12 protein-coding genes and 2 CRISPR repeat arrays are annotated in these 13,934 nt (G+C 37.7%); of the genes, 1 reads left to right on the top strand and 11 read right to left on the bottom strand.

Annotated features, from left to right (window positions below):
* Positions 1-170 precede the first annotated feature (170 nt).
* The 11 genes from LKD48_RS15480 to LKD48_RS15430 all read right to left on the bottom strand — a co-directional run bounded on the left by LKD48_RS15480 (position 171) and on the right by LKD48_RS15430 (position 13,813).
* Positions 171-1,715, bottom strand: coding sequence for an AAA family ATPase (locus LKD48_RS15480; protein WP_227102466.1), 1,545 nt, complete (start codon positions 1,713-1,715; stop codon positions 171-173).
* Positions 1,716-1,717: 2 nt separating this feature from the next.
* Positions 1,718-2,665, bottom strand: coding sequence for a hypothetical protein (locus tag LKD48_RS15475; protein WP_118616411.1), 948 nt, complete (start codon positions 2,663-2,665; stop codon positions 1,718-1,720).
* A gap of 530 nt (positions 2,666-3,195) precedes the next feature.
* Complete coding sequence (locus LKD48_RS15470) at positions 3,196-3,993, bottom strand: DUF4145 domain-containing protein (protein WP_308732531.1); 798 nt, start codon at positions 3,991-3,993, stop codon at positions 3,196-3,198.
* Positions 3,994-4,218: 225 nt separating this feature from the next.
* Positions 4,219-4,626: a CRISPR direct-repeat array (repeat unit 37 nt; unit sequence GTGTCAATGCCCTCTCGGGCTTATACCTCATTTCTAC).
* 282 nt (positions 4,627-4,908) lie between these two features.
* Positions 4,909-5,532 carry a TIR domain-containing protein gene (locus LKD48_RS15465; RefSeq protein WP_308732530.1) on the bottom strand — a complete coding sequence of 208 codons (624 nt, stop codon included), beginning with the start codon at positions 5,530-5,532 and terminating at the stop codon, positions 4,909-4,911.
* Positions 5,529-5,810 carry a hypothetical protein gene (locus LKD48_RS15460; protein ID WP_308732529.1) on the bottom strand — a complete coding sequence of 94 codons (282 nt, stop codon included), beginning with the start codon at positions 5,808-5,810 and terminating at the stop codon, positions 5,529-5,531. Before LKD48_RS15460 ends, LKD48_RS15465 begins: the two co-directional genes overlap by 4 nt.
* Positions 5,811-5,828: 18 nt before the next feature.
* On the bottom strand, positions 5,829-6,014 hold the full coding sequence (locus tag LKD48_RS15455) for a DUF4391 domain-containing protein (protein WP_308732528.1): 186 nt from the start codon (positions 6,012-6,014) through the stop codon (positions 5,829-5,831).
* Between the two features lie 691 nt (positions 6,015-6,705).
* Positions 6,706-7,120: direct repeats of the CRISPR family, unit length 37 nt; unit sequence GTGTCAATGCCCTCTCGGGCTTATACCTCATTTCTAC.
* Positions 7,121-7,485: 365 nt separating this feature from the next.
* Complete coding sequence (locus tag LKD48_RS15450; protein ID WP_308732527.1) at positions 7,486-10,809, bottom strand: DEAD/DEAH box helicase family protein; 3,324 nt, start codon at positions 10,807-10,809, stop codon at positions 7,486-7,488.
* On the bottom strand, positions 10,810-11,844 hold the full coding sequence (locus LKD48_RS15445) for an Eco57I restriction-modification methylase domain-containing protein (protein ID WP_308732526.1): 1,035 nt from the start codon (positions 11,842-11,844) through the stop codon (positions 10,810-10,812). It abuts the gene before it with no gap.
* A 4-nt stretch (positions 11,845-11,848) separates the two neighbouring features.
* Complete coding sequence (locus LKD48_RS15440; RefSeq protein ID WP_308732525.1) at positions 11,849-12,799, bottom strand: restriction endonuclease subunit M; 951 nt, start codon at positions 12,797-12,799, stop codon at positions 11,849-11,851.
* Between the two features lie 148 nt (positions 12,800-12,947).
* Positions 12,948-13,205 carry a plasmid mobilization protein gene (locus tag LKD48_RS15435; protein WP_308732524.1) on the bottom strand — a complete coding sequence of 86 codons (258 nt, stop codon included), beginning with the start codon at positions 13,203-13,205 and terminating at the stop codon, positions 12,948-12,950.
* A gap of 74 nt (positions 13,206-13,279) precedes the next feature.
* Entirely contained in the window at positions 13,280-13,813 is a 534-nt protein-coding gene (locus LKD48_RS15430) for a P-loop NTPase family protein (RefSeq protein WP_308732523.1), read from the bottom strand.
* Between LKD48_RS15430 and LKD48_RS16680 the strand changes: the two genes are divergently transcribed.
* Positions 13,780-13,934: IS3 family transposase (locus LKD48_RS16680; protein WP_408628585.1), on the top strand; the 155-nt coding region annotated here is incomplete at its 3' end. The two genes, LKD48_RS15430 and LKD48_RS16680, sit on opposite strands and share 34 nt — an antisense overlap.

Here is a 13,934-nt window from a genome sequence, read left to right as displayed (position 1 = left end):
GGGTTTGAGTCCGATGGAGTATAGACGCAGTCTTGGAATTGCTTAATTCAGGTCCAAGAAAGCGTCCGCACCCCCTAATTTTTCAGAAAAAGACCAAATTGCTTTGAGGTTTGTGAAGCAAGGCTCTTTACAATCAACTATATCCGGAAAGAACCTATTCATCGCTTACGTTACAAAACCCCTTTTCTCACAAAATAATCCATTAATCGATTATTAAACACTCTCTTGATATCTCTCAATGCCGAAAGAGACGAATAATCAAAGGCATATAGCTGCTTTTTCTCATCTTCAGTTATTTCAATTTCTGCGAATTCCTTAGCGTACTTAGTTTTCGCCTTTTTCAACAACAAATCCAAAAATGCTGTCTTCTCTTCCGTTGTAGGCTCCTCAAATTCACATACCAAATCAAAGCGTGTCTGAAGTTCAGGAGGAATAGTTTTTTTATATTCTGATTCACTAAGAAGATTCGAAGTAAAGATAATAATATATCCATCCATGTCATACTCTCTTGCTAGGGAATCTGTGAAGCATCCTTCTTCTAACAACTCTAGAAAGAAAGAGAAAACTGGGCGATTAGTCTTTTCGAATTCATCGCAAAGCAATACACCCACTTTACTCTTTTCAATTTTCTCACTTAATTCTCCATGATTACAGCCAACATACCCCGCCGGACTACCAATCAAGCTATTCAACGCATCTTGACTACTGTAATTCTGAAAACTGATTTTTGCTAAATAACAATTATTTTGAAGCCCATTTGCAATTAACCTTGCAACTTCAGTTTTTCCAATACCAGATACACCAAATAAAAAAATCGAAAAAACTTTCTGCTCCTTTGCTCTGTTTAAATAGATGAAATTTTTTAGAGTATGTCGTAACCTCTTCTTGAAATAACTATGACCAATTAAATTATAATTGAACGTATCCATAAAGTTGTCAAACGAAGGACCATCTAGATCCGTAACTTTTGCGATTTTACTTTCTTCTAGCTTTTCCTCTCCTAAACCAACTAAATCGGGAATCAACTTACAAACAGGCTCCTGCCCATAAAAAAACAGTGGAAAAAATTTTAACAGTGTATCAACTTGCGTAGTTTGAACAATTACTTTAATATTCGGCAAACTATTTAAAAGTTGTTCCAACAAGTATATCAATGTTTTATTATCCTCTATCGCATAAGAAACAGAAGTCAAATCCATCAACGCCATTTCTGTCGTTTTATTAAATTGTTCAAATTCTTTTCTCAATTCTCCATTCACTCTAGAAAAAGTTGCGATAGGTATGTTGTGTTCTACCGAATACTGGATAATATATTCCAAATCTGTAGAATTATTATATTTATAAATATTTTGCCTTGGATATAGTTTGAAGTGAGGTAATACTTCTCGTTTGGAATTCTTGTCCTCTTCTTGAAAATAACTTTTAGTGTCCGAAATTAGAAAAGGTAATAATTCAAGAGCACTTTCAGATATTATTTCTTTAGCAATGATAATGGTACCATCTGTCATCCCTTCAAAATTAATATATACTGGTTGAATATTGCTTTTATTGGATTGCAAATAGTAAACCAAAGCCGATATGTCAATGCAAACTTTCGGGCAAGCATCTATCATTTGTTTTGTTTCGGCAAACATGAAAGTAAATACCTCTCTTTCTTTCTGAATTTTTCTCAATTCCTCAAGATTTCGATAAGTAAGCAAAGTATGTTGATCCATAGTTATTTTCTCCACAATTTACTCAACCAAATTCCAACGCGGTTCCACCAGTGAAGTTTTGGAGCAGAAATTTCTTCCAATTTAAACGCCACATCTTGAATTATTGCTAATGTATCAACAAAATGATACCCATTATCTTGCTTTTTTATTTCTGTGTCATGTGATACAGGTTGCGTATTGCTTTTAATTATTTTATTAACAGTCGTCTCCTGCTTTTCCTTGCGAGCACCTGCTTCTTGGAAATAGGTAAATGTATTTGATGTAATAAATTCTTCGCCTACGATACCTTTATAAATACCAACGATAGATACATGACCAATAAGTAAATCATTGATGTTGTACTTATTCTCAAATTCCGATTGAATCTCCATAGGAATTTTGATGATAATTTCAGATACAGATTTTTTCATACTTTTATCATATGCAACTCCTCTTAAAATATAGGCATAATCTTGCAACATTGAGCTGATCAGATTATTTATTTCCATACCTTCTACCTGCATACCCTTTAATGCATCGCGTCGTAAAATAAGGAATTGCCGCAGACTTTCTTCGTTCAGTAGTTCTAATTTAACACAATCTATTTTTACAAGATCACCTTCTGTCAAATTCTTTAACTCAATCGTAGATGCGCACTGCTCAATAACCCTACGTAAAAGTATTGATTTGGTCGTTTTTACATCCAAACTTTCTACTACTTTTGAGGACGATGTAGCAGTTTCCCTCGCGTCTGCCGAGATTGATGCCTTAATTCCATCCAAAAACTGTTTTGTGCCTTGTGCTGAAATAGATGATGTAAAACCATACTGCTCTTCAAAGCTTTTTGATCTATCGGTTTCAATTTTAGTAAGAATAACATTATTAATCATCATTGCAATTTCATATACTTTACTAAAGTTTAGATAATAAATATTAAAATCGTATGATTTATTTTTCTCAATTATATCCAATTTGATATCTCCTATACTTTATAACTTTGGTACGCCATATCATCAGCAAATTTTAATTTGTCGATAACTTTGTTATATATCACTTAACAAAGAACTTACTGATGATAACACCCCTGATTCTATATCTGCCTAAACTGTTTTTTGCCGATGACATTTTTTGCCAGGGACAGGCACTGGATGTTACCCTTACTCCTGTCCACTTTACTCATCCGTTTTTTTCAGTCCTATGCTTAACACACCACATTACAACAACCCACTAAGATTCAATACTGTGGTATCAGTCTATTTAATTGGATTTTCATCTGTCAGATTCCCTTTGCTAAACGCATTATCAAGCACCAGTTTGTAAATTATCTTTTGGTGCAACATGATGTTTTGGATTTCCACCTATCGAATTATATGCCCTTAGCTGGATGCACTACCTGACCCTTAGTTTCCCTTCGGGCACCGAGGATTTTTAGTCCAGACCTCTGCATTTCTTTTTTAATTCAATTTTTGCCGGGGACATGCACTTTTTTCTCACATCTGCATCACCCCTTTTTTATAGTTTCAGCATCTGCAACAACCATTTTTATTTTAATCTTAGCAACAATCATCTGAATAAATTGCTTAATATCGTTGACATCTCTATCAGGATGCTTATTGATTACATGCGTCTGGTCGTTACCAAGCCATGTTGCTTTTTCTGCTAAAGTTTTAATATCTGAATCATCTGTAATATAATTTTTAATTTTTTCAGACAACGATTTTGTATCTATTTCACTGACTTTTTCAGGGAATTTATCAACACAATAATCTCTAACTAAAAATTCCAATGCCCTACGATAAGCCATTCCACAAATCAAATTTAACCCATCATGTTCTGCACGTTCTGCTTGCTTGTACACCTCAACAAAAGATGGTGACAAATCACTAATATCTTCATCAAACTCTACATTTTCCATCTCAAATGGATAAATGCCAACAGGTTCACTTATTGCATTATCAGTGTCAAATTTTTCATCATTAAACACTAATTTCGTCTTAACTGTATTAATCACAGTGAATAATTCATTGCAAGATGTACACCTGTAAATAGATATAACTGTACATTCTTTCTGTTCATTATCTGTAATATTATTAACCGCCCTAATTGGCAAAATTTCAGTGGATAAAACCTTACCGCAACAAGGGCATTTATCTGGTAATAATATAGGCAATTTCTTTGAAGGTAATTGTACATTTCTTCCCATATATTCATACGGATAAGGATTATTTGCCATTGACAGAAATGACATTGCTGCCGATGTAGCCATCGTAGTGGGATATTCCCTTCTCTTAAATTTCATAATTATAATCGCCTTTCTGCGAAAGGCACCAATGCGTCATGAAACATGATGGCTGACTTTCGCTTTCTAATCTCTTTTCCTTCTAATATAATTTCCTTATAAGACTGACACACTACAGAACACGTGTAGGTGAGTGGCGGGGCTGTATAGTTTTTTGCCGGGGACAGGCACTGGATGCATACTACTAGGCGGCAAGACTTTACAAAATGCTTTAAGATCCGTAAGGTGTCAATGCCCTCTCGGGCTTATACCTCATTTCTACTTTAATAAGCTTCATGGTGGTAAGTCTAAAGATATGTGTCAATGCCCTCTCGGGCTTATACCTCATTTCTACTACAGCCTAGTAAAAGCGATTGAAAATGACACATTTGGGTGTCAATGCCCTCTCGGGCTTATACCTCATTTCTACATGACCTTGAAAATGTACGCCTTGATTGCGAGGCATATTGTTTCAATGCCCTCTCGGGCTGATATCTCATTTCTACGAAGGTCATAAGTGCAACCGTATCTCCAATATGGAGAGTTTCAATGCCCTCTCGGGCTGATATCTCATTTCTACGCGGAAGCCCGGAAAGGATGACTATGTCATTCGTTAAGTTTCAATGCCCTCTCGGGCTGATATCTCATTTCTACGGTACCCCTTCAAAAACCTAGGTTTTATGCGGTTTCCAGAGCCTGTTTTTGCAGGCATTTATCAGAATATTCTGACAACAGCTGTTTTTCGTGCATGTTAACAATTTGGACATATTTAATGAGGTGTACTTACCCTTGACACTGGATTTAGTATAGCACTAATTACAACCGTTGTCATCCTATTTTTTCACTCTCTTGATAAATTGAGCTGAGCAGTAACACGCTGCACTTGCACTCTCGTGCTGCTGCTCAGACTCCTCTGCACAAAATGTATACTTTTGTTTATAGAACTTTTATAAAGTTTATATTTTTTTGCCGGGGACAGGCACTGGATGCCCGGAGCATAAATAATTCCTTCAATTCTGCGGCTATTTCTTCGGGAGTCATTGAAGCCGTAGTCATAGCCTTGCGGTCTGCTATGATAGGGCTGTATTCAACAACTTGCTTTTTCGTCAGATTGTGCCATATTGGAAGAATGGTTTTTCCGTTGACAGTTTCGACTTGGAAAAGTCCATTCAGCTCCGCTTTCGTCCAATATTTATGTTCGGCAATGTAGTTAGGCGAGAGAATGACCACGCCATATCTTGATTTTGCCAGTCCTCTGTCAATTTTCTCACTCATCGAGTTGCCCCATTTGAGTTTGTCTGTGTCATACCATACTTTAAGTCCCTGGCTTCGCAGCGCTTCTACAAACTCATCAACAAATGATTCTTTATCCTCGTATGCGTGGGACACGAACACATCATATTCTTCATCGGCGGCTATTGGGGTAGTAGCTGGAGTGACTACCGGCTGCAAAAGCTGCTGCTGAAGTTCTTTTATCCGAGCTTCATAGGATGCTTGAATCTGTTGGTTTGCTTTATCCTGTTTCTTTTGCTCATTTTGCTGCTCCTTTTGGAGTTTCAAGTAGGCTTCAGCACGCTTCTTGCGTTTTTCGGCAATCTTCTTTCCGAAATCAGCACTATCCTGACTTTTTTTGCCTGATCAGATTCGTGAGTAGCAATCTGCCGCATTTTACTGTTAAGTGTAGATGCGGAAGTATGGCTGTTTATGCTTTTCTTCAAGGTATTAATTTTGCCTTGGAGAGTAGCGACTTCTTTGTCCTTTGCTGCCTTTTTCTTTTCAAGATCGGCAATTTCTTTATCAAGGCTATTTACCGTCCGTTGATATTGCTCACTTGACATATCAGGAACTCCTTTCTTCTATCTCAATTCATCTTTGAGCTTTTTTATCTGCTGCGCAAGCTCAAACTTCTTCTTTGGCTGTTTTTCAGCACGAGCCTGCTTTTCCAGCTTGGTAATCTCTTTTTCGATTTTCTGTCGGTGCTCATCGGCGGCAATCTGTTCATCCAGGGTATTTCCTTGATCTATTTTGCCGGGGACAGGCACTTTTTTCTTCTATGTTGCGGACTATTTTTATTCTTTTAATCCGTTTATTTCGTATACTCTTTTTTTGCTGCTTTGCCTCATAAATAGCTTTTTTGGTACTTTTTGAAAAAACTCAATTACAAACCGAACATTTTCTCGAACATCTAACTAAATGGCATTGCTGGATGCTTTTACTGTATGACCGGGTGAATCTTGCGGATATGCCTTTACGTTTCAATGCCCTCTCGGGCTTGAGTTGTTACTTCCTACAGCTAGAGAAGTTGAGGCTTTTGTTGAGTTTCAATGCCCTCACGGGCTTGAGTTGTTACGTTACGGTGTACACAATAAAATAGCAAGAAAGGTAGTTTCAATGCCCTCACGGGCTTGAGTTGTTACGAGGAGGTAAATTGATATGCTTATGCATGCAAAAGTTTCAATGCCCTCACGGGCTTGAGTTGTTACCGCAAGAATGTCCAATATTTTAAATTTTTTATGATACTTTTTATGCATACCTGCTATTTATAAGTGTATATTAGCATACCTTCCAATTTTTTTCAACCAATTATCTGATTTTTTGAGGTGCGAATCCCCTAATACTTTTCTGGGAACTTGCCTTTCGCACCACTCTTTTATCATTTTACTGATAACTCACGGGCTTATACCTCATTTCTACTGATCTTTGGAAGGTCATTGAAACCGATAGTAGAGGAATGTGTCAATGCCCTCTCTGGCTTATACCTCATTTCTACTAATGGCACGTTGGTATCAGCAGGGTAAACGGAAGGACCCGGTGTCAATGCCCTCTCGGGCTTATACCTCATTTCTACGGCACAATAACGAGAACAATGATCTCGAGGAAGTATTCGGTGTCAATGCCCTCTCGGGCTTATATCTCATTTCTACGCGGATGGTATTGTCCAGAAGCTAACCAGGGAAATATTGGTGTCAATGCCCTCTCGGGCTTATACCTCATTTCTACCTGCAACAGACCGCGATTACTACACGGTAAAGGAATTGTGTCAATGCCCTCTCGGGCTTATACCTCATTTCTACGGAAGTAACTATGTACGTGAGATCAGAATTCATCGGTGTGTCAATGCCCTCTCGGGCTTATACCTCATTTCTACGGTACCCCTTCAAAAACCTAGGTTTTATGCGGTTTTCAGATCCTGTTTTTGCAGGTATTTATCAGAATATTCTGACAACAGTTGTTTTTCGTGCATGTTAACATTTTGGACATATTTAATGAGGTATACTTACCCTTGACACTGGATTAAGTATAACACTAATTACAACCGTTGTCATCCTATTTTTTCACTCTCTTGATAAATTGAGCTGAGCAGTAACACGCTGCACTTGCACTCTCGTGCTGCTGCTCAGTCTCCTCTGTGCAAAATGTAAACTTTTGTTTATAGAACTTTTATAAAGTTTATGTTTTTTGCCGGGGACAGGCACTTTTTTGGACTGTACATCACCTGTTCACAACAACTACTTATTCATCGTAAATCTCATCGAGCTTTTCTTTCAATGTTCCATCCTTTGCATATGGCAAAGCATCAACCTGTTTGAAATTATGTTTTGTAATCTTCACATCTTCATCAAATCCAAGAATATAACTCGTTGCGATTTTATAAATAATCTCTGTCGGAGCTAATCCATAAACCTGCTTTTCAAAGATATGTTTCAGCCTGTCATACTTATCTGGATACAAGCGTTTCATCTCATCACTCTGATATAAACGCTTTACAATTTCAGCAATGTACAGACCTGATTTCATATACAAATCAATGAATGTTTTATCTGGCAAATCAAAGCATCCCGGATTTTCTTCTTCCAGCATATCGACCATCTTTTTCACCATTGTCTTTGGTGTAAAAATCTGATTGGTCTTCTGTGGTGGGATATAATCAAAGATGTCTTCCACACTTTTTTCATCGAAATAATCTGCCAGTTTCTTCTTCAATGCAAGAAATTCTTTCACTGAATCATCGAATACAACAGGGTCAAACAACTGACCTTCAAACTGTTTTTCCTCTCCTGTTTCAGGGTCAGTATACGCACCACCATCGCGCAAAAATCTGAACTGGTCAAGTGTAATACTTGTCACTTCTTTGAATACGTTATCCGGGATAACTGTATCAAATGTTGCAAGTGTTACTTCATTGTCACCATACGCCATCAGGAACGATGGGATTGTTCTTGAGAATCCTCTCAGATGGTCACGAATGCCTTCTTCGATTACAGATTTCTCACGTTCACGCTTATTTGTCTCAACTGTTTTTACAACATCTTTCTTTGATTCTTCCACAAGTTCCTCTAACCCTGTTTTCAGTGTTTCCTGGAACTGTTCTGTTGCTTCTTCAATCTTTTTATCAAATTCCTGATTGATTTCTGTCGTTGAACGTCCTGTCTCATGACGAGACTGCAAAGCGTCCGTTCTCTCCTGTTCAATCGTATTTTTATCAATCGTGTAATTCGTAAATGACTTATCAATCAGATTATCCGCAGCACCATTGATTTTTGATTCCAACTTACGCTTGTCCGCTGGTTTCATCTCTGAACCATATGTATTCTTTGCTTCTGCAAGAATGTTTGCAGTCATCTGATTATGTGTATTTGATTTCAATTTATCCAATGCAGACGGAGCTGTTTCAGGCGTATCAGCAATCTTTGATACTGTTGAAATTACATCTTCTGTCGGTGCAAAAATCTTATCACCAAACACATCATTCGTTACACCGATGATAATATCATCCGGCACATCAACTTCACCTTCATCGTTCAATGATAAATCATCTTTCACTTCTTCTGAGAAGTTCACTTTTCCCTTTGGTTCATCCACTGCTTCCAAGCTGGAGATAATATCCATTACAGCCTGTGGTGCAGCGAACACCTGCGAAATATTCTGGAACAGGAAGTTACTCATGAATCCTCTGCGTACAACTTCAACTGAACGGATTTTTCTCGGAATCGTCAATACTTTTTCCGCATCCAGTTCAATCAATTCACCGTTTTCATCTTCACCGATTACCGGGAAGAAATTCACCAATTCCTTGATATGTTCCTTACGAGTTTCCAAATCTCCTCTACCAGCTGATGTGTCAGCAGACAAATCATTTGCAAACTCTTCAAAAATGGTCAATGTTCTTGCCGGGTCAAAATCAAATACATAAGCATTTTCTTTTCTTGCGTAGCTGGAACCATTTTTGAATAAACAAGGATTCTGAGCACGGAACGCAGCCTGCATATACAGAGCCGGACTCTTCACATTACTCAGCATCAATACAGCTGTCCATTCTGGAATTGTAATTCCAGTGGTTAACTGACCAACAGATAACGTGATGGTCTTATCATATTTGCTGATTGCATCCACCACTTTATCATATGACTTCTTTGTTTCCTCCTCATCATCCATCCTGCCATCACCAGCAGCAAGAATGATTTCATAATCCTTAAATACAGGATGTTCATGTAATTTCTTAGCCAATGCTTTCGCACTGTCTACTCTATCCAGCAACCAGAATGTATGCTTGAGTTCATCTCTAAGCTCCGGCGTTGAAAATGGGAATTTTTCCTGCAATGTCATTGCATCCAAAAATTTATCAACCGAAGAATCATACTTGAATTTTCCATTATTTGTACTGAAAAATTCATTCAAGTCAAACGCATATTCTTCTGTTTCTCCATTGATTTCAACACCCTGCTGTAATTCATCTTTTACAATCTCAGACATCTGATATGTAAACAGATTCAGTCTTGGCAGTGCTGCATATGGATTTTCTTCCTCAGAAGATACATCCCAATCACGCTTTGCTGTCTGCTCATCAGCGTATGTCCAGTTATAAATTGCATTATCCTCAAACTTATTGTTTGCCAACGCCTTGAACGGTGTTCCTGATAAATACAATGTAAATTTACGATTGATGCGGTCAAATGCCACATCCGTCTTATATGTATCAACACCTTCATGCGCTTCATCAATGACCAGAACATCCCAGTTCATTTCAGCAACTTCACGCAATTTGTCAATTCCGTTTGTACTGAAATATTTTGAACCTTTCATGTCCTGAAGACTTACAAACTCAATACAGTTTCCAAAGGTATCATCATCACCATGAGCAATCAGTGAATTTGTATATTCACTTCTTGACAATACACATGGTCTGCCCTTTAAGGCATCCACTTCACTAACAAACAGATACCCTGATTCCGTTCCTAAGAACTTCATATAATCTTCATACCAGCTGTTAGCAATTGCAGGTCTGTTCGTTACAATCAGCACAGTCTTTGCGCCTGACTTCTTACAGAAATCATATACAGACAGTGTTTTTCCGAATCGTGGTTTTGCGTTCCACAAAAACTCACCATTTTCATGGTCATTTTTATATGCAATCGTCTTATCAACCGCATCTTCCTGTTCCTTACGGAGCTGATACGGTACAACCGTCGATAAACTCTGTAAGATTCCATGATTTGCCCTGAAATCATAGAACTTGATTCTGGATTCCTGACCTGTCACATGGAACCATTCATTATTTTTACCGGATTCCTGCTCAATGCCGGATTTTCTAAGATACGCATGAAAATCCTTATCGGTAAATCGGTCACCGGAACCATCATCAAAAAGAGCATTGCCCTTCCATTCAAGATTCCATTTTACATCTGCTGTATGGGTCTGCTGTTTGATACGTGTTTCAACATCCTGCTCTGTATACCCAATCTTTGTCCATCCGTTATGTCTTGCAATTTCAGGAGTGGTATACGCATAAATCATCGGCGTAACATTTTTCGCCGTGTTAATATCAGGCTTTCGCATTTATTCCATCTCCTTTACATTGGTCTCAATGAAGTTAATTTCTTCATCGGAAAGATTGTACTTTTTATAAAGCTGTTTATCAATATTCGTAATAGACTGCGACCAGTCAATGTCTGAGGATGATGTAAAATCTTGGAGTGGCACATATGACCATTTATCAGGCGTATTTGCTTGTGTTCGTTTCAATACGCCGAACATTGCTCTAGCAAATTTTGTTTTAATATAGCTTACAACTGCATTTGCTTCATCTAATGTATTCAATGTTCCAATACTCAAAAAAGTTTCTGTAGCTCCTGTACCCGGTTCTTCAACAATAGGCGGTGCAATCGTCTCACCAAATGCTCCACTGCCTGTTGCACCTGACATAAATACTTTATATGAAAACAAATTACATACATTATCAACATATTCTTTACGAATATATCTATAAGTACGCTGATTATTTTCCCTTCCAAGAATCTTCAAATATACATGTCCATCATCTGGTTTTTCTTCATAAAATGGCTGTGGCATTTTTGAAAAAACATTTGATTTGAAATCATAATCATGTCCCTTACTCAAACTACCTTTCGCATCAGGATAATCAGTATATACCTGCTCTGTAAAATGATACGAATAACTGGACACAATTATATCAGTCATAGCCTCAAATCCTTTAGTCTTACGAACTTTATGTAAAATGGTGTTCATCATAGGATATGGTGTAAAAATGTCAATCGCACCAAAATCCTTATTTTTATCTCGATATGAAACAGCAATTCCACCCTTAATATCTGTATTAGAAAATACTTTGCTACAATCTTCTTCATACTGTATAATTTTAAAATGCTCATCTTGTAACATTTTCTTATTCCACGCTTTGGGTGTGCTACCCGCATTAAATAAGAATCTTGCAGGATGAATCAGCTCAACCTTATCTGCAACTTCAAATGCAGCATCCATAAACCTATTATATACAGGCGGTGCATATGTATCATTTTCACCTATTGTATTATCCTGATAAGGTGGATTTCCAATAACAAAATCAAATTTCATGACCTTATCCCTCCTTAATACTTTTGTACATTACACTTTTATCTTCTCGCCAATCATAGATTTTACAATCTATTGTCTCCGGCAATACTTCTTCTAATTCTGGCTCGGATTCATCGGCAATTCCCATGATTTCAAACATGGTCATCTGATGCGGTTCATTTTCCGCCTTTGGCTCACATACAGTACCTGTATATGGTACAACGCCCTTGATACCATCCATCTGCCATAGATTCCAGCTGATAATATCTGCAATACGCTTCAATGATGAATCTGTCGGTTCTCCATTCCATCTATCCTGTGTATACTCACAGAATGTTTCAAGAAGATTGATTCTTGCAATCAGCAAATTATCTCCCTGATATTCATATCCATATACACTTTCAAATGCACGATATACCCACTGATTCCATGTCTTACGGGTCTGCGTATTCTCATTGATAATACGCAATTTTCTGTCTAAAATTCCAATTCTATTATGAATCGGGATAATCTCACCAGTTGCAGCATCATAGCGTGATACAAGGTATGGAGCTTCCCCACAAGTGATTTCCAATCGTTTAGAATCTATGTAATCCTTCCACGATTTTCCGTCTGGAAACTCAATCTTGTCTTCTGTCGGAATCCATTCATGGTCTTGCTCTACATTGAATACATTCTCACGACCGAACCATTCTGTATCACAATGATTATTCATTTTATTGCAAATCCATGACGGAGTAAATACTTCTGCTTTCTTTCGTGTACGAAGTGCCTGTTCTTCCATGCTCTTTGATACACGAGGGCGAATATCAACTGAATTACCTGAAAGAATCTTTTTCGTGATAGGCGTTGTAAAATCAACACCATCATACGCATCCGTGGCGAAAATGATATTCTTTTCAGTTGTTCTATCCTTCAAAAGCAAATTCAATGATACGCTTACTGGATGAGATTTCAAATCAATTAAGTCTGACATAAAATCTTTCCTTTCTTATATACTTTACATCTACACAATATATATTTTATATCTATTTTATGGATATATGGATAACTCTCCGAGTTACCCACATACCCACAAAACCTACTGCTGCTGCGGATTACACTCCACCTTATCTATCCATACATTACCAATTGTGATTGTTGATGTATTCATCAGCAGCCAATCTGAAAAACGCAGACAGGCTCAAGCCGTGTGCCTTCGCTTTTGTTGTCAGACGTTCTTTCTCATCCTTGGTCATTGATACAAGTGCTGTTGCTCTTGTATCTCCACCGCTTGATTTCTTCGGTGTCTTCGACGCTGCTGTCACAGCTGCATCATGTTCTTTTTCTGTATCAATCTCAAAACTGTCTAAAAGACTTTTCACATCTTTTTTTCTAGCCATCTCAATCATCTCCTCACTTCTGTATGTTCGTCTAAAAATAAATATTACATATCTATATTATAGATACTAAATATTTATTTTGCAATCAGTTTCTTGCTCTTCTTTGCCTCTCGTTTCTCAACTGGCAGACCTGCAAGCTCACTAATTTTATCACACATCATATTTACAGCCTGTGCTGCTGTAGAATGCCTGTTAATATCGTTAATAGAACAGCTGTAATTTTCAGCCTGTACAATGGCTTCTGACTGCGGAATGGTCAATACAGTATCAATAGTCTCTTTCTGTCTGTATTTCTGCAGCCATTCCATGAAAGATACGGATGCTGTAAATCTGTTGGTACCATTTACAGCGATGACAATCGGACAGTTCGTATTCTCTTTTACAAGTGAGACTGTACGTGTAAATGATTCAAGGTTGCCGCCTGTAGGTCGCACTGGAATCACGACCACATCTTCACACTGTACGGTCTCTACAGTCCTATCGTCCATGATTCTACCAGGTGTATCTATAACAGCCACTTCTGGATTGTCTGCTTTCTTGTCATTGTTCCTGTTCTTGTACTGTCCATCATTTTTTGCCGGGGACAGGCACTGGATGTCTCCCGGCATGCGAAGGATTTTTTGGACGAATGAAAAATGAAATTTTCTATGGTGAAAAATGGGATAAAATTTCAGTAGAAGAATTTATCAGCATTATAAACCAATATATGCAATGGTATAGAGATAAAAG

Source organism: Anthropogastromicrobium aceti (assembly GCF_020687335.1).
In the GTDB taxonomy this organism is placed as follows: Bacteria; Bacillota; Clostridia; order Lachnospirales; family Lachnospiraceae; genus Anthropogastromicrobium; species Anthropogastromicrobium aceti.
The sequence above is the reverse complement of the archived record's forward strand: the minus strand, read 5'-3'. Positions and strand labels throughout refer to the sequence as shown.